The organism is Candidatus Pelagibacter sp. PS_41 (assembly GCF_059417725.1).
In genome coordinates this window covers 869006-888653 of the sequence record NZ_CM182062.1, presented here as the reverse complement: position 1 = coordinate 888653, position 19648 = coordinate 869006, and the positions used below count along the sequence as shown (strand labels likewise).

16 protein-coding genes, 2 tRNA genes, 1 other RNA gene and 1 pseudogene are annotated in these 19648 nt (G+C 27.8%); 18 read left to right on the top strand and 2 right to left on the bottom strand.

Translation table 11 applies throughout. The features are described 5' to 3' along the window. Positions 1 to 59 precede the first annotated feature (59 nt). From rpoD to AC5SL8_RS04900, 3 genes are all read left to right on the top strand, one after another. The gene (gene rpoD, locus AC5SL8_RS04910; RefSeq protein WP_494579381.1) at positions 60 to 1880 is read left to right on the top strand and encodes an RNA polymerase sigma factor RpoD; all 1821 of its coding nucleotides are present in this window, start codon (positions 60 to 62) and stop codon (positions 1878 to 1880) included. A 9-nt stretch (positions 1881 to 1889) separates the two neighbouring features. Further along, positions 1890 to 1964, top strand: a tRNA-Val gene (locus AC5SL8_RS04905). Positions 1965 to 2030: 66 nt separating this feature from the next. Further along, positions 2031 to 2107 (top strand) — tRNA-Ile (locus AC5SL8_RS04900). Between the two features lie 20 nt (positions 2108 to 2127). Here AC5SL8_RS04900 and AC5SL8_RS04895 read toward each other — a convergent pair. Together AC5SL8_RS04895 and AC5SL8_RS04890 are read right to left on the bottom strand one after the other, a co-directional pair. Continuing rightward, entirely contained in the window at positions 2128 to 2721 is a 594-nt protein-coding gene (locus AC5SL8_RS04895; protein ID WP_494579380.1) for an MlaC/ttg2D family ABC transporter substrate-binding protein, read from the bottom strand. Positions 2722 to 2736: 15 nt separating this feature from the next. Then, complete coding sequence (locus AC5SL8_RS04890) at positions 2737 to 3522, bottom strand: MlaA family lipoprotein (RefSeq protein WP_494579378.1); 786 nt, start codon at positions 3520 to 3522, stop codon at positions 2737 to 2739. A 69-nt stretch (positions 3523 to 3591) separates the two neighbouring features. Here AC5SL8_RS04890 and AC5SL8_RS04885 point away from each other — a divergent pair, with 69 nt between their 5' ends. From AC5SL8_RS04885 to murB, 15 genes and pseudogenes are all read left to right on the top strand, one after another. Beyond that, on the top strand, positions 3592 to 4338 hold the full coding sequence (locus AC5SL8_RS04885) for an N-acetylmuramoyl-L-alanine amidase (RefSeq protein ID WP_494579377.1): 747 nt from the start codon (positions 3592 to 3594) through the stop codon (positions 4336 to 4338). Between the two features lie 42 nt (positions 4339 to 4380). Continuing rightward, positions 4381 to 4736, top strand: an RNA gene (gene rnpB, locus AC5SL8_RS04880) — RNase P RNA component class A. A gap of 258 nt (positions 4737 to 4994) precedes the next feature. Continuing rightward, positions 4995 to 5462, top strand: coding sequence for a division/cell wall cluster transcriptional repressor MraZ (mraZ, locus tag AC5SL8_RS04875; RefSeq protein ID WP_494579375.1), 468 nt, complete (start codon positions 4995 to 4997; stop codon positions 5460 to 5462). Positions 5463 to 5464: 2 nt separating this feature from the next. Continuing rightward, positions 5465 to 6958 (top strand): cell division protein FtsZ, encoded by a 1494-nt coding sequence (gene ftsZ / locus AC5SL8_RS04870; RefSeq protein ID WP_494579373.1) that lies wholly within the window; start codon positions 5465 to 5467, stop codon positions 6956 to 6958. Between the two features lie 18 nt (positions 6959 to 6976). Next, positions 6977 to 7987, top strand: a complete 1011-nt coding sequence (rsmH, locus tag AC5SL8_RS04865) for a 16S rRNA (cytosine(1402)-N(4))-methyltransferase RsmH (protein WP_494579371.1) — start codon at positions 6977 to 6979, stop codon at positions 7985 to 7987. Continuing rightward, positions 7984 to 8301, top strand: coding sequence for a cell division protein FtsL (locus AC5SL8_RS04860; protein WP_494579370.1), 318 nt, complete (start codon positions 7984 to 7986; stop codon positions 8299 to 8301). The genes rsmH and AC5SL8_RS04860 overlap by 4 nt, the downstream gene beginning before the upstream one ends. Next, positions 8282 to 9961 (top strand): peptidoglycan D,D-transpeptidase FtsI family protein, encoded by a 1680-nt coding sequence (locus AC5SL8_RS04855; RefSeq protein ID WP_494579368.1) that lies wholly within the window; start codon positions 8282 to 8284, stop codon positions 9959 to 9961. The genes AC5SL8_RS04860 and AC5SL8_RS04855 overlap by 20 nt, the downstream gene beginning before the upstream one ends. A gap of 7 nt (positions 9962 to 9968) precedes the next feature. Then, positions 9969 to 12821 carry a UDP-N-acetylmuramoyl-L-alanyl-D-glutamate--2,6-diaminopimelate ligase gene (locus tag AC5SL8_RS04850; RefSeq protein WP_494579366.1) on the top strand — a complete coding sequence of 951 codons (2853 nt, stop codon included), beginning with the start codon at positions 9969 to 9971 and terminating at the stop codon, positions 12819 to 12821. After that, a complete protein-coding gene (mraY, locus tag AC5SL8_RS04845) occupies positions 12811 to 13896 on the top strand; it encodes a phospho-N-acetylmuramoyl-pentapeptide-transferase (protein WP_494579365.1) in 1086 nt (361 codons plus the stop codon). The genes AC5SL8_RS04850 and mraY overlap by 11 nt, the downstream gene beginning before the upstream one ends. Then, a complete protein-coding gene (gene murD / locus AC5SL8_RS04840) occupies positions 13896 to 15173 on the top strand; it encodes a UDP-N-acetylmuramoyl-L-alanine--D-glutamate ligase (protein ID WP_494579363.1) in 1278 nt (425 codons plus the stop codon). The genes mraY and murD overlap by 1 nt, the downstream gene beginning before the upstream one ends. Next, the gene (locus tag AC5SL8_RS04835; RefSeq protein WP_494579361.1) at positions 15160 to 16284 is read left to right on the top strand and encodes an FtsW/RodA/SpoVE family cell cycle protein; all 1125 of its coding nucleotides are present in this window, start codon (positions 15160 to 15162) and stop codon (positions 16282 to 16284) included. Before murD ends, AC5SL8_RS04835 begins: the two co-directional genes overlap by 14 nt. Continuing rightward, positions 16285 to 16637: pseudogene (locus tag AC5SL8_RS04830) on the top strand (glycosyltransferase); the annotation flags it as partial. Between the two features lie 9 nt (positions 16638 to 16646). Beyond that, complete coding sequence (locus AC5SL8_RS04825) at positions 16647 to 17354, top strand: UDP-N-acetylglucosamine--N-acetylmuramyl-(pentapeptide) pyrophosphoryl-undecaprenol N-acetylglucosamine transferase (protein WP_494580801.1); 708 nt, start codon at positions 16647 to 16649, stop codon at positions 17352 to 17354. Then, positions 17344 to 18738 carry a UDP-N-acetylmuramate--L-alanine ligase gene (gene murC / locus AC5SL8_RS04820; RefSeq protein ID WP_494579359.1) on the top strand — a complete coding sequence of 465 codons (1395 nt, stop codon included), beginning with the start codon at positions 17344 to 17346 and terminating at the stop codon, positions 18736 to 18738. The genes AC5SL8_RS04825 and murC overlap by 11 nt, the downstream gene beginning before the upstream one ends. Further along, positions 18738 to 19646: a UDP-N-acetylmuramate dehydrogenase gene (gene murB, locus AC5SL8_RS04815; RefSeq protein ID WP_494579357.1), complete on the top strand. Its 909-nt coding sequence runs from the start codon at positions 18738 to 18740 to the stop codon at positions 19644 to 19646. Before murC ends, murB begins: the two co-directional genes overlap by 1 nt. The last annotated feature ends 2 nt before the right edge of the window (positions 19647 to 19648 follow it).

Below are 19648 nucleotides of genomic sequence, written 5' to 3'. Positions count from 1 at the left end.
AAAATACATGGATTTTTCTAAAATTGCGCTTATATAAGACTTCTCAAATATATACGATTGTGGAAAGAATAATTACAAAATCATTTGCTAGACTTATGGGTAGAGGAACCCATAGAGGATTTATAACTTTTGATGAGTTAAACAAATCTTTAGGTAAAAGAAATCTTTCTAATGAGAATTTAGAACAGGCTTTCATGCACATTCTTGATGAGAGCGTTTCTCTAGTAGAAAAAAAATCAGATTTTAAAGTTTTAAGAAAAAAAGAAAACTCTTCTAAAGAAGAAGGCAAAACTATTGAAAAGAGTGATGATCCTATAAGAATGTATTTAAGGGAGATGGGTGGAGTAGAACTTTTATCTCGTGAAGGTGAAATTGCAATTGCTAAAAGAATAGAAGCTGGAAAAGATGTAATGCTTATTGCATTAGCACAAAGCCCAATTACAGCACAGCAATTTGTTGAGTGGGATGAAAAACTTCAAAAAGATGAAATTCTAGTAAGAGAAATTATTGATATTGATACAAATTATATGGAGGATGAAAATACAGGTCCTAGTGCTAAACAAAGAAATTCAGGTGAAACAGATAAAAATGAAGATAGCAATGATGATGATGAATTCAATCCTACACTTGCTGCAATGGAAACTGAAATTAAACCAAAGGTTTTAAAAACAGTAAATACTCTAACAAAAGAGTACGCAAAGTTAATTAAATATCAAAAAGAGAAATTGGATTGTATTTTAAATTCAGGCAGTTTTTCAACTGCCAAAGAAAAAGGCTATGACAAAATTGTAAGTGATATTTTAGAAAATATTAAATCTCTTCAGTTATCTCCATCTGTATTAGAAGAATTAGTTCAAAAACATTATGTAGAAAATAAAAAGATTGTTTCTTTAGAGGGAAATCTTTTAAGACTTGCAATGGATCAAAAAATTCCAAGAAATGAGTTTATTAAGTTTTATATAGGCAATGAAATTAATCCAAATCTTAAAAAATTTCTTGATACTAACCCTATGTGGAAACAGTTTTTTTCAAAAAACAAAGATGAATTTAAGAATATTAGAGAAAGATTAATTGAGATTAGTCATAAGCTTGGAATCTCAGTTACAGATTATAAAAAATTAGTAAGCAGAGTACAAAAAGGTGAAAAAGAATCTAGAATAGCAAAAAAAGAAATGGTTGAAGCTAACTTGAGATTAGTAATTTCTATTGCTAAAAAATATACTAACAGAGGACTTCAATTCTTAGATCTTATTCAAGAAGGAAACATCGGTCTTATGAAGGCAGTAGATAAATTTGAATATAGAAGGGGATATAAGTTTTCAACATATGCCACATGGTGGATAAGACAAGCGATTACAAGATCAATCGCTGACCAAGCGCGAACGATTAGAATTCCAGTTCATATGATTGAAACCATTAATAAAATTGTTAGAACACAAAGACTAATTTTAAGTGAATTTGGTAGAGAGGCGACACCTGAGGAATTAGCAAAAAAATTAAGAATGCCACTAGATAAAGTTAGAAAGGTTTTAAAAATATCAAAAGAACCAGTTTCACTTGAAAAGCCAGTGGGTGATGAAGAAGATAGTAGTTTAGGAGATTTTATTGAAGACACAAAAGCATTAGCCCCATTAGAGCAAGCCATTAAATCAAATTTAAGTGAGGCAACTACTAAGATTTTATCAACACTAACACCAAGAGAAGAAAGAGTTCTTAGAATGAGATTTGGAGTTGGCATGAATACAGATCATACTCTTGAAGAAGTAGGTCTTCAGTTTTCTGTAACTAGAGAGCGAATTAGACAGATAGAAGCAAAAGCTCTAAGAAAATTAAAACACCCAAGCAGATCCAAGCAGTTAAAAAGCTTTTTAGAAAGTTAAAATTCCAAGGGGACTGTAGCTCAATAGTAGAGTACTGCATTGACATTGCAGGGGTAGTTGGAGCGTAACCAACCAGTCCCACCATTCTCATTATTTTTTACCTATACTAGACATCGGTTGCATTATAATATAATTAAAGTTTAATTTTCAGGGCCTGTAGCTCAGTTGGTTAGAGCAGTACACTCATAATGTATTGGTCCCAGGTTCGAGTCCTGGCGGGCCCACCATAAATTAACTTTTATAAAAATTATTTAACGAACTCTTTTAGACTAGAAAAAAGAGCATTAATGTCTCCATTGTTGCTTTGGATGATAGATGAAAATTCTTCCTTTTGTGTTCTGGCAAGACTTAAGCCCTCTATAATCAAATCTCTGATTAAAGGGTTTTCAGGATTTTTGGTATAAATTCTCCAATCAATTTTAACCTCTGGTCTTTGATCAGTTCCAACCAGTTTACTAGAAACCATTGTATATGTTTCACTTAGCTTTTCTTTAGACATGACCTCTATTTCAGGATTTGAATACTCTGCCAATCTACTAGAAAAGCTCTTTAAAAAATATTGCCTAAAAAGCGTTTCATATTCACGTATTTCATTTTCACTTATATTTTTTCTATAAGAGCCCAATGTGTAAGAACCAATTCCATTTATATCAACAGTTTCAATTGCTATCTGTTTTAGCTTTTCTATCTTCTCTTCTTTTGAATATTTATTATTTAAAGCTTCTGAAGCTCTATTTACTGTTGATTGAACAAATACATCGGGCTCCATCGAGTAGGATTGATTAAAGCTAACAAAATTTATTATGATAAAAGAAAATATTAAAAACTTTTTTAATCTCATAAAGTTTTATTTTTTTTACTGAGTTTCTATTTCTTCCCAATCACTATCGTTTTGGGTTTCAGTTATTGCCTTTGAGTTTGCAATTTTTTGTTGTCTATCTTGTAAATATAAACTTCTAACGGATGCATAAAAATCTATTGAGTTTTTTTCTAGGTTATCAAAAGAATCTATATTTTTTGCTCTAAAATCAATTCCAGTTCCTGCTCTAGATGCCCAATAATCAAAATTAGAAAAATATTGAGTATCATTTGCAGCAGTAACATTATACCAAGGATCTCCACCAATTAGATTTGCAAATGAACCAACCGTGTCTCTTACAGTTGAAGGCCCCAAAACAGGAAGCACTACATAACATCCTTCACCAACACCCATAATACCAAGTGTTTGACCATAGTCCTCTTTTTCATATTCTGGAAAACCTACTTTTTCTGCTACATCAAATATTCCAACAACTCCAATAGTTGTATTAACTATAAACCTACCAGTATTAACAGTAGCTTTTTTAAAATCTCCTTGAAGTAGATTATTAGGAATTGTTACAAGTGTTGAAAGATTATCTAAAGCATTACTTGTTCCAGTTCTTACTGGAGATGGCAAAACCCTATAGGCTTTGGCAAGAGGCTCAAAAACAACACCATCTAAAACCTGATTAAATTTAAAAGTTGCTCTATTTACACTCTCAAAACAATCTTTTACTTCTCCCAAATTTTTGTTAGACATATTATTTTCACCATCAGTATCAGCACTTACATTGGTGACTAACATTAAACTAATTAGTGAAGTTAATAAAAATTTTTTCATTATTGTTTAATTATATAATGTATATAATCTCAAAGTAAATCTAGAATTAGTTATAAATATGACCCAAAAATGGCTCTAAAGATAGCATTAAACTACTCACCTAACTTTAATCCAAAGAAAAGATCATCTAAGCAAATCAAATTCATTATTTTTCATTATACGGGAATGAAAAGCGAATCTGATGTTTTAAGGAGACTTACAGATATACAATCTGAGGTTAGCTGTCATTATTTTATCAAAAATAATGGAGAGATTATAAATATGTTACCAGATTTATATATTGCATGGCATGCAGGAAAATCCTCATGGAAAAATTATAAATCTTTAAATCAAAACTCTATTGGAATTGAAATTACAAATCCAGGACATGAGCATGGTTATAAAAAATTCAAACAAAAACAAATATCTTCACTTTTAAAATTAACTAAATCATTAATAAAGAGATACAATATTCTTCCTAAAAATATTTTAGGACACTCAGATATAGCCCCACAAAGAAAGAAAGATCCGGGAGAAAAGTTTCCTTGGGAATATTTATCAAAAAAAAATATAGGGGCATGGCATACATTAAAGGACAAGCAAGAACTGATAAAAAATAGAAAACTTAAGATACACAAGGAAGAAGAAACTTTTTTCTATAAAAATTTATTCAAGATTGGGTATTCAAAAAAGAAACCGTTAAATATTAATAGAGTAAAATATTTAAGAGAATTAGCAAAAGCATTTCAAAGAAGGTTCAGACAAGAATTAGTTAATGGTAAAATCGATCGAGAATGCTTGCTTATTAGTAAAAATCTTGTTGGAGAATTTAAATAAATTTTTCTTGAAGTTTTTGAGTTTAGTAATAAATTATAAATGCTAGATGAACGACTTATCGCTTTAATTTTATTAAAGAGGAAAGTCCGGGCTCCGCAAAGACACAGTGCCAGGTAATACCTGGCGGGGGAAACCCTAGGGATAGTGCCACAGAAAATATACCGCCATAACATGGCAAGGGTGAAAAGGTGTGGTAAGAGCACACCGGTTCTATTGGTAACAATGAACGCTGGAAAACCCCACTGGGAGCAAGACTAAGTAGAGATGACATTGTTGCAAAACTAAAAGCCGTCTTTGGCTAGTCATCAGGGTTAGTTGCTTGAGCTTAAGAGTGATCTTAAGCCTAGAGAAATGATAAGTTTTAATGACAGAACCCGGCTTATAGTTCGTCTAGCAAACTTATCCACAACTAATGCTTAATAATAAAATAGGTGTTCACCTTTTGATTCATAATTGAATCATTTATGTTCTTATTTTTAATCCTACAATTGTATTAGTTTCAAACTTAAAAATTGAATTAAAACTCTAAAGAGATAGACAACAAATTGAGCATAAACTTCATCAAATAAGGCTAAAATGAACATATTGACAGTATGTTCAAAAACCCATAATATCCCATATATTCCCAAATATGGAATTTATGAAATATAAAAAAAATGTTTTTATCTACTTACGAGAACAAAATAGACAAAAAGGGAAGGGTGTCCGTGCCTGCTAGTTTTAGATCTCATCTTTCTAATTTAGGATATAACGGGGTTATTTGTTATCCATCATTTAACAATCAATCTATTGAAGCTTGCTCACAAGATAGAATTGAAAAACTTTCAGCAAGCATAGACTCTTTAAGCCCCTTTGAAGAAAATAGAGATTTTTTTTCCACATCAGTTTTATCTGATAGTGTTAATTTACAATTCGATAGTGAAGGTAGAATTTCTTTATCTACAAAATTATTAAAACACGCAAAAATTAAAAACAGCATGTTATTTGTTGGTCAAGGTCAAACATTCCAAATATGGGAACCGACTGCATTTGAAAAATTTAAGGTGATAGCTAGAAAAAAAGCAAACATAAATAGAGCAAGCCTTAAATGGGAAAAACATTTTAATAACAATGAGGGGAAATAAAAATGACAATTAACTTTAAAGCGCCAGAGATAAAAGAATTACAACCAAGATTATTAGTTTTAGGTGTTGGTGGGGCAGGAGGAAATGCAATCAATGAAATGATAGATAATGGTCTACAAGGTGTAGAGTTTATTGCTGTCAACACTGATGCTCAGGATTTAAAATTAAGTAAAGCAAAAGCAAGAATTCAAATAGGATTAAATTTAACTAAAGGTTTAGGTGCTGGAGCAAAACTTGATATTGGTCAAGCAGCTGCAGATGAATCTTTAAATGATATTGTAAACACTCTTCAAGGTGCAAATATGGTATTTATAACTGCAGGTATGGGTGGTGGAACTGGAACGGGTGCCGCACATGTTATCGCAAGAGCTGCAAAAGAATTAAATATTTTAACAGTTGGCGTTGTCACATTACCATTTCTATATGAAGGCCCTTCAAGAATGAGAAGAGCTCAACAAGGACTTGAAGAATTAAGAAAACATGTAGACACAATTATTGTTATTCCAAATCAAAATTTATTTAAGATTGCAAATGAACAAACTACATTTGAAGAATCTTTTAATCTTTCAAATAATGTCTTGATGCACGGTGTTCAAAGTATAACTGATCTTATGGTCAGACCTGGTTTAATCAACTTGGATTTTGCGGATGTTGAAACTGTTATGGCCTCAATGGGTAAAGCAATGATGGGTACAGGAGAGGCTGAAGGAGAAGGTAGAGCTATAAAAGCCGCAGAGATGGCAATAAGTAATCCATTGATTGATGATTATACTTTAAAAGGAGCCAAAGGATTATTAGTGAACATCACTGGTGGAAAAGATCTTAAACTTTTTGAAGTTGATGAAGCAGTAAATAAAGTAAGAGCTGAAGTTGATCCAGAAGCAGAATTAATTATTGGTGCAATTACCTCAGCAGAGCTAGATGGTAAAATGAGAGTATCTATTGTCGCAACATCACTAGATGGTCAACAACCTGAAGGTAAATCTGTAATTAATATGGTTCATAGGATACAAAACAGAAACCCAGGTTATTCAGACTTTGGTAGTGCTAGTTCAGCTCAATCATTTAATTTTTCTCCAACAATGTCTAATCCCATTTCACATGGCGCAAATGCATTGAAGTTAGAAAATGAAGTTATTGCAGAGCCAAGTTTAGATAAATCAACTTCAGATATGATTAATCAACAAAATTTACACTCACAAGAGGTTGAAAGCGTTGTTGAAAATAATCATACAGCTGATCATGAGCAATCTTTTACTGAAGAAGCGTTCAATACCACAGTTGAGACTGAAGAGAGCAATATGCCATTAGAAACTGAGCAAACTTCCAATGGACTTGAAAACTTTGGTGTGGATGAAGATGCAGCTCCAGATTTATTTAGTTCAGATAATGAACAAAATGAATCAGATAGTTTTTTATCGTCAGAGAATAATGAAAATAACTCTGAAGATGATGATCTTGAAATTCCAGCATTTTTAAGAAGACAAAAGAATTAATGGTCTTCAAAAAAATAAATGATAGCCACCATAGTACCAGATGTGAGAAGTCATTATCCGGTACTGCTAAGTGAATTAATTAGCATTATTACCCCTCAATATGGTGGCACATTTATTGACTGCACCTTTGGTCAAGGTGGATACTCTAAAAAAATATTAAATTTTGCTGAAACAAAAGTAATTGCACTAGATAGAGATTTAGAAAGTCAAAAAAAAGCAAATATAATTCAAAGTTCTTTTGAAGATAGGTTTTTATTTAAGAACATTAAATTTAGCCAGTTAAATAATTTAAAGCTTAAAAATGAAAATATAAGAGGAGTGATCTTTGACTTAGGTTATTCGCTTAATCAAATAAAGGATCCAAAAAAAGGGCTTTCTTTTGAGACTGTTGGTGCACTCAATATGAAGATGGGAATAAATGAGTTTTCAGCCAAAGAGGCAATAAATACTCTAGACAAAGTCGAACTTGCAAAAATATTTAAGTATTTTGGTGAAGAAAAAGACAGCAATCGAATAGCGCACAATATTGTGGAAGATAGGGCTAAAAGAGAAATTACAACAGAGGAGCTAGTAAGGATAATTGAGTCTTCAAAAAGAAAAAATAATAGTAAAACCCATAGCGCTACAAAAATTTTTCAAGCACTAAGAATATTTGTTAATAAAGAAATAAGTGAATTAATTTATGGGTTAATTAATGCAGCCAAAATAGTCAAAAAAGATGGAGTTATAGCGGTTGTAACATTTCATTCACTTGAAGATAAAATAGTAAAATACTTTTTTAAAAGCTTGTCTGAAAACAAAAGTGTTTCAAGATACATGCCTAAAGGTGAAGAAAAAGTTAATTTATTTAAGTCTCTTAATAAGAAACCTATTGTACCTAGTGAAAAAGAAATTAAAGAAAATCCACCATCTAGATCAGCAAAATTAAGATACGTCATAAAAAAAGAGGATTTTTATCATTTTGAAACAGATATTTTAGAAAAATTTGATCATTTAATTAAAATTGAAAATTTTTCACAAAAATTATGAAGAAAATAGCATTTTTAACAATTTTAATATTGGTTTTAGCTACTTCAATTGTGAAAAATTCTACAAAAGAAATTGAAGATAAAATTTTTGTATTAAAAGAAAATATTAGGCCTTTAAAAACAGAACTTGGTGAAGCATTATTAGAATATAATTTCCTGACTTCTCCAGAAAAGTTAACTCAATATCAAAATCAATATTTTGAAAAGGATTTAATCAAAATAGATATTACTCAAATTAAAGAATTAAGAGAAAATAATGATCAAATAGTCACAAATAACTTAATTAAAGATAAAAATGGATCACAAGAAAAGTAATATAATTTTAGAAGAATATGAAAATAAATTTTCATATAAAAAAAGTAAAACAAATCTCAACATAGAGTTTAATAGAATTGCATTTATCTTTTTTGTATTTCTAGTTATTTCAATAATATTTTCTATTCAGCTTCTTCACTTAGGCTCATTAAAACAAGTTAAAAAAGTTACACCAGTTTCTAATATAAAAAATTACAGAGCAGATATAATGGATAGAAATGGCAATTATTTAGCCAAAACTGTTAGCTCTATTGATATTGGTATTAATCCTGTTGAAATTATAGATAAACAAAAACTTTTAATAAATTTAAAATTGTTGTTTCCCAAAAAGAATTATTTAGAAATTAAAAAAAAAATTGATCAAAATAAATTTTTTTATTTTGAAAAAAAAATATCTCTAGAAAATTATGAAAAAATCATGTTACTTGGAGATAAATCAATAGTACCAGAAGAGAAGTTGGCTAGAGTCTATCCTCAAAAAAATCTTTTTAGTCATATTATTGGTCAGATAGATGATGATAACCAAGGTATATCAGGTATTGAGAAATCATTTGACGATAGATTGAAGAAAAAAAAAGAACCACTTAAATTAACTGTTGATACGGACGTGCAATTCTTAGTCAGAGAACAACTTATAAAATTTAATACAATTTTTAGAAGTAAAGGTGCGGCTGCGATTTTAATGAATGTAAATAATGGAGAAATTATTTCTATGGTCTCATATCCTGATTTTGACCTTAACAAGAGAGAAAAAATTGTAGATTTGGATTTTATCAATAGAGCAACCAAAGGCGTTTATGAGCTAGGCTCAGTTTTTAAAACATTTACAGTTGCTGCTGGATTAGACCAAGATTTAATAGATGTTGATACCGAGTTTTTAGATTTGCCAAAATCAATTCGTTGTGCTGGTCAACCTATTGGAGAGTATAGTGATAATATTCCTTCAGATTTAACAGTGGAAGAAATCTTAATTAGATCTGGCAATATAGGATCAGTTAGAATTGGACAAAAGTTAGAAATAGATAAACTTAAATCATTTTTAGATAAAGTTGGAGTTTTAAATAAAATTGATTTTGATATTGAAGAGGTGGGAGAACCATATCCGTTCAAGTGGGGAAAATGTAAATTAGCTACCGTTTCTTTTGGACATGGAATAACTACAACACCGCTACAGCTTGCAAAGGGATATTCAATTATTACAAATGGTGGTTTTGACATTAAACCTACTTTAATTAAAAGAGATGAGGACAACATTAAGAATAAAAACAGAGTCATTAAGGAAGGTATTTCAGAAAAATTAAATCTTATTCTGAGAAAAATTGTTACAAATAAAGAAGGTACCGCAGAATTAGCTAACATAGATGGATATGAAGTAGGTGGCAAAACTGGAACGGCCCAAAAAACTACTTTAGGTGGTTATTCCAATTTAAAAGTTAATACGTTTGCTTCTATATTTCCAACTTCAAAACCAAAGTACGCATTAATTGTTTTATTAGATGAACCTAAAACTAATAGTGAGTATATTTATTATTACAAAGACGGAAAACAAGCTACAAAAGGCACACCTTATAATACAGCTGGCTGGACCTCTGTTGAAGTTGCTGGAAATATCATAGAAAGAATTGGGCCTATTTTGGCCACAAAACATATAGAAAATTGAAATTCATATGCAGATTGGGCATTTCTTTAAAAATATAAAACCTGAATACAAAAATTATTATTTTTCAGGATTTAGCTTTAATAGTAAGCAATGTAAAAATAACTATATATTTTTCGTCATTAAAGGCACAATCAATAATGGTACTCTCTTCATAAATGATGCAATAAAAAATGGTGCAAAAATAATTGTTTCAGAATTAAAATTTGAAGGAATAAAAAAAGGAATATTATTTATAAACACACCAAATGCCAGAAGAGCATTATCCGAATTTTCTTATGCAACCAATAATAACAAACCTAATAATTTAATAGCAGTAACAGGTACAAATGGAAAATCATCTATTGTAGATTTTTATTTTCAAATTTTGAAATTAAATAAAATTAAAGTAGCATCAATAGGAACCTTGGGGGTTAAAACAAATAATTCAACCTCCAAGTCATTTAACACAACAATGGATCCTATAAGATTAAACAAAGTATTAAAAAATCTTAAAAAAAAAAATATTGATAATGTTATAATGGAAGCTTCTAGTCATGGATTAAAACAAAATAGGTTAGATGGTTTAAAATTTAAAACTGGAATATTTACAAATTTATCTCGTGATCATTTAGATTATCATAAAACTTTCAAAGATTATTTAAAATCTAAGCTGTACTTATTTAGAAATCTATTAGAAAAAAAAGCAAATATAATTACAGACGATTCAATTCAAGAGTATAAAAGAATTAAAAATATAGCACTAAAGAGTAAATTTAATCTTAACACTATTTCTAATAAAAAAAGTAACTTAAGTTTAAGTTTAATTTCAATTGAATATCAAGACGACAAGCAATTAATTTATATTAGGTATAAAAAAAATACTTATAAAATTTTAGTAAATTTAATAGGAAAAATTCAACTAAAAAATATTTTTATGGCAATGCTTGCTGCTGAAAAAAGTAATTTAGTATTTAAGAAAATAGTAAACTCTATTAGATATATTAAACCTGTTAGAGGGAGACTTGAAAAAATAGGTAACATAAAAAATAACTCTAAGGTGATCCTTGATTATGCACATACACCCGATGCACTAAAGGCATGTTTGTTGAATTTGAAGGAACAATTTGCAGATAAAAAGATTTCTATTGTTTTTGGTTGTGGTGGCAATAGAGACAAGGGCAAGAGAGTAGTGATGGGGATGATTGCTAATCAATATTGTGAAAAAATTTATTTAACAGACGACAATCCTAGAAATGAGAATCCAAGCAATATTAGAAAAGATATTAAAAAAAAGATGGAAAAGTCAAAGATTTATGAGATCGCAGATAGATCTAAAGCAATCAAGCAGGCAATTTTGAATTTAAAAATAGGAGATATTTTAGTTGTAGCTGGCAAGGGTCACGAAGAAACACAAGACTATGGAACTAAAAAAAAAGCTTTTTCTGATAAAAAAGAAATATTAAAAAATATTAAATTAAAAAATAAAATACTCTCAGATAATTTAAAAATTAATATTTTAAATGATTTATCTAATTATATTTCAGTAAACCCAAAAACAACTATAAAAAAAGCATCAATAAACTCTAAAGAGATAAAAAAAAATGATATTTTTTTTGCAATAAAAGGAAAAAAAAATAATGGTAATTTTTTTGTAAAAGAAGCATTTACTAGAGGAGCAAGTTTAGTAGTTGCTAGCGAAGGAAAAAAAGAAAAAAGAAAAATAATTGTAAAAAATACTTTAAACTTTTTAACAAAAGCTTCTTCATTACTTAGAGATAGTTTATCAACAAAAATAATTGCAATAACAGGAAGTTGTGGAAAAACTTCTTTAAAAGAATTAACAGGAAAAACGTTGGGTAAAATTTCTCAAGTCACATACTCTCCAAAATCTTTTAATAATAAATTTGGTGTTCCTTTGAGTTTATTTAACTTACAAGCCAATGATGATTTTGGCATATTTGAAATTGGAATGGATAAAAAAGGTGAAATAGAAGAATTGTCAAGAATAATAAAACCAGATGTAGGAGTTATTACAAATATATCTCATGCCCACATAAAAAATTTTAAAAATATTAATGAAATAGCACTTGCTAAATCTGAAATTATTAACAATATAAAAAGTAATGGTTATCTTGTTCTAAATCGAGATGACAATTTCTTTAGTTTTCATAAAAAACTAGCTCAAAAAAGAAAGTTAAAAACTTTATCATTTAGCTTGAAAGATAAAAGTTCAGATATCAGCTTAATATCAATCATTAAAGTTAAGTCGAAGTTCAAAATATTTATAAAAGTTAATAATGTAAAAACTTTTTTTTATGTCAATTCTATTTTTGAAAATGACTTAAAAAATATATTGGCATCAATTACAATTATTTCAATTTTTATGAATATAAATAGTCTAAATAAAAATATTTTTTATGATTATAAAAAACCACAAGGAAGAGGTGATATACAAAAAATTAAATTAACTAAAAAATCATTTTATTTAATAGATGAGAGCTATAATTCAAATCCATTGTCCTTAAAGTCAGCATTAAATAATTTTGACAATATTAAAATAGTAAACTCTAAAAAACACTTAATTCTTGGAGATATGTTAGAACTTGGAAAATATTCAAAATCATTACATTTGGCAATTGGCAAGAGTATTAACAAGCTATCACTTAAAAACATCAATGTTTTTGGTAAAGATATTAAGATAACCCATAAGATGTTAAATAAAGATAAAAAAGGATTAATCTTAAAAAATGAAACTCAAATATTTGATTTGATTAAAAATTCATTAAATAATAATGATTATTTAATGATTAAGGGCTCAAACTCAACAGGACTTAATACTCTTGTTAAACAAATAAAAATCGGAAAAATTAATGCTTTATAGTCTTATTGTTGATTTAGTTGATCAATTTGGTTTTTTAAATGTTTTTAAATATTTAACATTTAGAACTGGTTTAGCCATGTTTACTTCAATGTTTGTTGTGTTGTTAATAGGCACTCCATTTATAAAGTTTTTTTCAGCAAGACAAATTTTAAACCCAATTAGGGATGATGGTCCAAGTGACCATATTATAAAAAAAATTGGTACTCCCACAATGGGAGGTGTTTTAATATTATTAGGTTTGTTTTCAGGGATATTACTTTGGGGAGACTTAACCAATTATCATATATGGTTTTTACTTTTCATAGTAAGTAGTTATGGCTCATTGGGGGCTTATGACGATTATAAAAAAATTAAATTTAAGAATTCATCTGGCATATCTTTTAGGTTCAAAATTATTTCACAAATAATAATAGCTTTAGTTGGAATTTGGGGATTGGCACATTTTTCACAAGATACTGAATTAACAAATTTATATTTTCCATTTTTTAAAAACCTGATTATTAACCTGGGTTGGTTCTTTATACCATTTTCTATATTTATAATTGTTGGCTCATCAAATGCAGTCAATTTAACAGATGGTCTTGATGGTTTAGCTACTGTACCCGTTATATTGGTTGCAGGATGTTTTGCATTTATAAGTTATGTAACTGGCAATATTGTATTTTCTGAATACTTAAACATTCCTTATTTGGAAGGTATGGGCGAGGTAGCTGTTTTTTGTGGATCAATTATTGGAGCTTGTCTGGGGTTTTTATGGTTTAATGCGCCACCTGCAAAAATATTTATGGGTGACACAGGATCTTTAGCATTAGGAGGCTCATTAGGAGCGATTGGAATAATTACTAAGCATGAGTTTGTTCTAGCGATTACAGGTGGCCTGTTTGTGATAGAAGCAGTATCAGTTATTGTTCAGGTTATATCATTTAAATTAACAGGAAAAAGAATTTTTAGAATGGCACCCATTCATCATCATTTTGAAAAAAAAGGTTGGCCAGAGTCAACAGTAGTTATTAGATTTTGGATAATTTCAATAATTCTTGCAATGATAGGTTTAGCGACTTTGAAACTTAGATAATGTTAGAGTCTCATAATATTTTCAATAACAAAAAAATTTTAATTTATGGTTTAGGCAAAAGTGGATTATCAGCATCAAAATTTTTAAAAAGAAATAACGAAGTTATTGAATATGATGACAAAAAAAATAAGAATTATGGAAAAATTAGAAAAATAGAATTTGATTACATAATACTTAGTCCAGGAATAGATATTAATAAATGTAAATTAAGTAATTTTTTAAAAAAAAATTATAATAAAATCCACACAGATTTAGATATTTTTTTCAACAATTATAAATACAATTATAAAATAACTATAACTGGTACCAATGGTAAATCTACGACTGCTAAAATTCTATATGAAGTTATAAAGGCTCAAAAGATAGACGTTCGATTAGTAGGTAATATTGGCAACCCTGTTTTATTAGAGAAAAACATAACTAATAAGACAATTTTCATAATTGAGGCTTCATCATACCAGTTAGCATACAGTAAATTGTTTAAATCAAATATATCGATGATTTTAAATATATCGCCAGATCACCTAGATAGACACAAGACTATTAATGGATATATAAATGCAAAATTTAAACTGATTAAAAGTCAATCAAAAGATGATTTGGCTATTTTAAATTATGATAATTTTTACATAAAACGTTATCTAAAATTAAAAAAGTTTTTAGTAAAAATAATCAAGATAAGTAAAAAGACGAATATTAATGCTATTTCAAGGATCAAAAATCAATATTTTTTAACAGAAGGTAATAAAGAAAACTTAAAGTTTGTTTTAGTAGTTGCAGATATATTAAAGCTTAAAAAAGATGTTTTATTTAGAACATTGGAAAAATTTAAGGGGCTTAATTTTAGACAACAAATAATCTATAATTCAAATAGATTGACAATCATCAATGACTCAAAAGCAACTTCTTTTTCTTCTTCTGTAAGTCTATTAAGTTCATTATCTAATGTATATTGGATAGTAGGAGGGCTAGCAAAGAAAGGAGATAAACTATTGTTAAATAAAAGAAATAATAAAAATATTAAAGCATACATTTTTGGAAAAGATAAAATTTTTTTTATAAATAAAATAAAAAAATTAATGAAAAATGAGTCTTTTTTTAATCTTAAAGATTTAATAAAAAAAATATTCATAGATATAAAATCAGATCATAAAATAAAACATAAAATAATACTTTTTAGTCCTGCAGCAGCCTCTTTTGATAGTTTTAAAAATTTTGAAGAAAGAGGAAAATATTTTAACAAAATTATTAATAAATATATAAATGTTAAACTTTAACGAGTTATATAAATTTTATTATGAGTGGTGGAAAAATATAGATAAAACTTTGTTCTTATTAATTATTTTTTTATTTGGTTTAGGATTATTTTTTTCTTTAGTATCAACCTCATTAATAGCCTCTGATAAACTAGATACTAATAATTATTTTTTTTTCTTTAAGCATTTAATATTTATATTATTAGGTATGGGTGTATTAATTTTTTTTTCTTCATTAAGTGAAAAAAATCTTTTTAAGATATCTTTATATCTATTTTTCATTTCCATTTTTTTTTTGATTTTAGTACCAATTATCGGAGTTGAAGTAAAAGGATCTAGAAGGTGGCTTAATCTTTTTTTTCTGCCAAGGTTTCAGCCAATTGAACTTGTAAAACCCTTCGTCATTATTTTTATCGCCACTATTTTATGTATAGAAAAAAATTTTAATATTTTTTTTAAATACATAATGAGTTTTATAGCAATCCTACCAATAATCTTTTTATTGATAATTCAACCTGATATTGGCCAGACTCTTTTGGTATTTTTGTCTTGGGCTACATTAATTTTTGTATCAGGTATCAGCTTACCAATAATAATTGGTGCCCTAAGTTTTCTATTATCAATATTTATTTACATGATTTTTTTTATTCCAAAATTTTTGTATATAAAAAGTCGTATTTTATCTTTTTTTAATCCAAATAGCGGCACACATAATTTTCAGTCCGATAAAGCAATAGATGCAATAAGTAGTGGAGGTTATTTTGGAAAAGGAATAGGAGAGGGCACATTAAAAAATAGAGTTCCAGAAGCACATACTGATTATATAGTATCAGTAATTTCAGAAGAATTTGGTGTGATTGCTATTATATTATTGTTAATCCTGTTTCTATTTTTTATCTATACTGTCTTTAAAAAAATATATTTAGAAAAAAGTGAAAAAATAAAATTAGTATTAACTGGGATTATAAGTTTATTAATTTTTCAAGCCTTAATACATTTTGGTGTGAATATCAGATTATTTCCAACTACGGGCATGACGTTACCATTCTTAAGCTATGGAGGCTCATCAATTATTGGTGTGTCTATTCTGTCTGGCATAATATTAAATTTAACTAAGAGAAAAGTTAATTAGATGAAAAAAAAAATTTTAATAAGCACAGGTGGTTCAGGTGGCCATGTTGTACCAGCAACTATATTATATCAACATTTAAAAGATCTTAATGAAGTTTCTGTGACTTCTGATAATAGAGGCTTAAAATTTTTAAATCAAAAAGATTATGACTTAACAATATTTAATATAAATCCATTTAAAACAAATTTTTTTTTACTCCCTTTAAATATTTTTAAAATCTTAGTTTTAACAATCAAATCTTTCATTTTTCTAAAAAAAAAAAGACCGAAGTATTAATATCGACAGGTGGTTATATGTCCTTACCATTATGTTTAGCATCAAGGTTATTAAACATAAAGTTGTATTTATTTGAACCAAATATTGTGATTGGAAGATCTAATAAGCTTTTTTTAAGATATTGTAAAAAAATATTTTGTTATTCTGATAAAATAAAAAATTTTCCTAAAAATCTAAAAAATAAAATTGAAATTATACCCCCTTTATTAAGAAAAAAATTTTATGAACTTAATAAAACTAAGATAATAAATGATCAAATTAAACTTCTGGTTATTGGTGGCAGTCAAGGAGCAAAAATTTTTGATACATTGATTAAAAATTCAATAGTCAAACTATCAAAAAAATATAAATTTAAAGTTTACCAACAATCAAACATAAATAATTTTACTAGTATAAAAAAGACCTACCAAGAAAATAAAATTGATTATGAACTGTTTGAATACAATGAAGATGTTTCAATGTTCATGGAAAAATCAAATTTATGTATTACAAGAGCAGGAGCTACAACGTTAGCAGAATTAGTTTTTTTAAATTTACCGCATGTTGCTATACCACTGCCTAGTTCAAAAGATAATCATCAATTTGAAAATGCAAATTTTTATAATGAAATAGGATGCAATTGGATCTTAAATCAAAATAATATTAATGAAGATAAAATGGTGAGTTTTTTAACAAATATCATTGAAAATAAAAAAGAATATAATGAAAGACTAATTAAAATGGAAAATTTTAGCTATCAAAATAGTTGGAATAATATAAATCTCAAAATTAACTCTATTATTAATGAAAATTGAATTAGCACAAACTGAAATTATACATTTTATAGGTATAGGTGGCATTGGCATGAGTGGCCTGGCTCTTATTATGAAAAGAATGGGTTTTAATATTCAGGGAAGCGATGTTCAAAATAATAAAAATATAGAAAGATTACAAAAAAGTAAGATCAGGATTAATATTAAACATAATAAAAAAAATATTTCAAAAGCAACGATTGTTGTTATCTCTTCAGCCATTAAAAAAAATAATCCAGAATTAATTGAAGCAAAAAAAAAGATGTTGCCAATTTATAAACGTGGACAAATGTTAGCAAATATAGTCTCTTTAACTAAAAATATTGTTGTGACAGGCTCTCATGGTAAAACAACTACAACATCTTTATTAGCAGCAATTTTTGCAAAAACGAAATTAGATCCAACAATCATTAATGGTGGAGTACTAAATGCAATTAAAAATTCAGCAAAGCTTGGAAAAAGTGATTGGTGTATATTAGAAGCGGATGAGTCTGATGGAAGTTTTATTTATGTGCCTCCAACCTATTCTATAATAACAAATATAGACCGAGAACATATGGATTATTACAGTTCCATGGATGATCTTAAAGATTTATTTATAAAATTTATAAATAAAGTTCCCACTTTTGGTAAATCATTCATATGTATTGATGATAAAAATAATAATGACTTATTAAAGAGACTAAAAATAAAAAATTATTTTACTTATGGAACAAACCCAAAATCTCAATTTTATATAAAAAATATAAAACAATTAAAAGATTTTTCAGAATATGATTTATCAATAAAGCTTCCTGGGAAGAAAAATTTGAATATAAAAAATATTAAGATCCCCCTTCTTGGTATTCATAATATACGTAATTCAACTGCTGCAGCAGCTGTTTCATTAACAATTGGAATTTCTCCAAAACTTATAAAAAATGGTTTAAGAGAATTTAAAGGTGTTCAAAGGAGATTTAATAAAATTTTTAGCTACAGAGAAACTCATTTTTATGACGATTATGCCCATCATCCAACCGAAATAAAAGAAGTTTTAAATGGAGTTAGAGCCGCATATAAAAAAGAAGAAGTTATTTGTGTATTTCAACCTCATAGAATATCAAGATTAAAAGATTTAAAAAAAGAATTTAGCCTATCTTTTAAAAAAGCAGACACAGTTATTTTGTGCCCAATTTATGCCGCAGGTGAAAAAATTAAGCTTGGATTTAATTACATGAATTTTGCAAAAGAAATTATTAAAAATTCTAATGTTAAATTATTTATGGTTAATGATCAGTATCAATTAGCAAAATTTATTAAAAATAATATTTATGGAAAAAAAATAGTTGTTGGAATGGGTGCAGGGACAATTTCTTCCTGGATGAGAGAACTTCCAAAATTGATATAATGCAATTAGAAGAATTAAAAAAATTCTCAAGTGAGATCAATAGTAAATTTTTATTTGATTTTGATCTAAAGAAAAGCAATTGGTTCAATATAGGTGGTAAAACTAAGGCGTATTTTAAACCTGATAATTTGTCAGATTTAATTCTATTTTTAAAAAAATTTGGCTTAAAAGAAAAAATTTATATTCTAGGTGCTGGCTCTAATACCCTGATATGTGATAAAACTTATGAAGGAGTTGTTATTAAATTAGGTAAAAATTTTGCCAATATTACGATGCTTCCCAATAGTACAATTATTGCTGGCAGTGCTTGTTCTGATAAAAAATTATCAGACTTTGCTATGGAAAATGAAGTGGGTGGTTTCGAATTTTTAGCTTGTATACCAGGTACCGTTGGAGGTGGTTTAAGAATGAATGCTGGCTGTTTTAAGAGAGAATTTAAAGACATACTTCTATCCGTGCAAGCCATTGATCGGAATGGTAGAGTTTTAACAATACCTGCTAAAAAAATTATGTTTGAATACAGAAATAATGACTTACCAGAAGATTTGATTTTTTTAAGTGCTTCTTTCAAAGGTTTCAATAAAGATAAAGAAAAGATTAAAACTGAAATTAAAGAGTTAAAAGATAAAAAAGATAACTCTCAACCAACTAAAATAAAGACAAGTGGTAGCACTTTTAAAAATCCTATTAATCAATCAGATAAAAAAGTTTGGCAATTAATTAAAGAGTCTGTGCCACAAGATTTGAATTTTGGAGATGCTAGTATTTCAGAAAAACATTTTAATTTTTTTGTAAATAAAGGTGACGCTAGTTTCAATGATATGATTAAATTAATCAACTTTGTTCAGGAACAAGTTAAAAAAAAAACAGGAATTATACTTGAAAAAGAAATAAAAATATTGGAATAGCT

Excerpts from the sequence above, each read along its gene's own strand:
- AC5SL8_RS04860 (WP_494579370.1), top strand. The coding sequence starts at position 7,984 with ATGAAGAAAATAGCATTTTTAACAATTTTAATATTGGTTTTAGCTACT.
- mraZ (WP_494579375.1), top strand. The coding sequence starts at position 4,995 with ATGTTTTTATCTACTTACGAGAACAAAATAGACAAAAAGGGAAGGGTG.
- AC5SL8_RS04855 (WP_494579368.1), top strand. The coding sequence starts at position 8,282 with ATGGATCACAAGAAAAGTAATATAATTTTAGAAGAATATGAAAATAAA.
- murC (WP_494579359.1), top strand. The coding sequence starts at position 17,344 with ATGAAAATTGAATTAGCACAAACTGAAATTATACATTTTATAGGTATA.
- ftsZ (WP_494579373.1), top strand. The coding sequence starts at position 5,465 with ATGACAATTAACTTTAAAGCGCCAGAGATAAAAGAATTACAACCAAGA.
- AC5SL8_RS04895 (WP_494579380.1), bottom strand. The coding sequence starts at position 2,721 with ATGAGATTAAAAAAGTTTTTAATATTTTCTTTTATCATAATAAATTTT.
- AC5SL8_RS04890 (WP_494579378.1), bottom strand. The coding sequence starts at position 3,522 with ATGAAAAAATTTTTATTAACTTCACTAATTAGTTTAATGTTAGTCACC.
- murB (WP_494579357.1), top strand. The coding sequence starts at position 18,738 with ATGCAATTAGAAGAATTAAAAAAATTCTCAAGTGAGATCAATAGTAAA.
- AC5SL8_RS04850 (WP_494579366.1), top strand. The coding sequence starts at position 9,969 with ATGCAGATTGGGCATTTCTTTAAAAATATAAAACCTGAATACAAAAAT.
- murD (WP_494579363.1), top strand. The coding sequence starts at position 13,896 with ATGTTAGAGTCTCATAATATTTTCAATAACAAAAAAATTTTAATTTAT.
- rsmH (WP_494579371.1), top strand. The coding sequence starts at position 6,977 with ATGATAGCCACCATAGTACCAGATGTGAGAAGTCATTATCCGGTACTG.
- mraY (WP_494579365.1), top strand. The coding sequence starts at position 12,811 with ATGCTTTATAGTCTTATTGTTGATTTAGTTGATCAATTTGGTTTTTTA.
- AC5SL8_RS04885 (WP_494579377.1), top strand. The coding sequence starts at position 3,592 with ATGGCTCTAAAGATAGCATTAAACTACTCACCTAACTTTAATCCAAAG.
- AC5SL8_RS04835 (WP_494579361.1), top strand. The coding sequence starts at position 15,160 with ATGTTAAACTTTAACGAGTTATATAAATTTTATTATGAGTGGTGGAAA.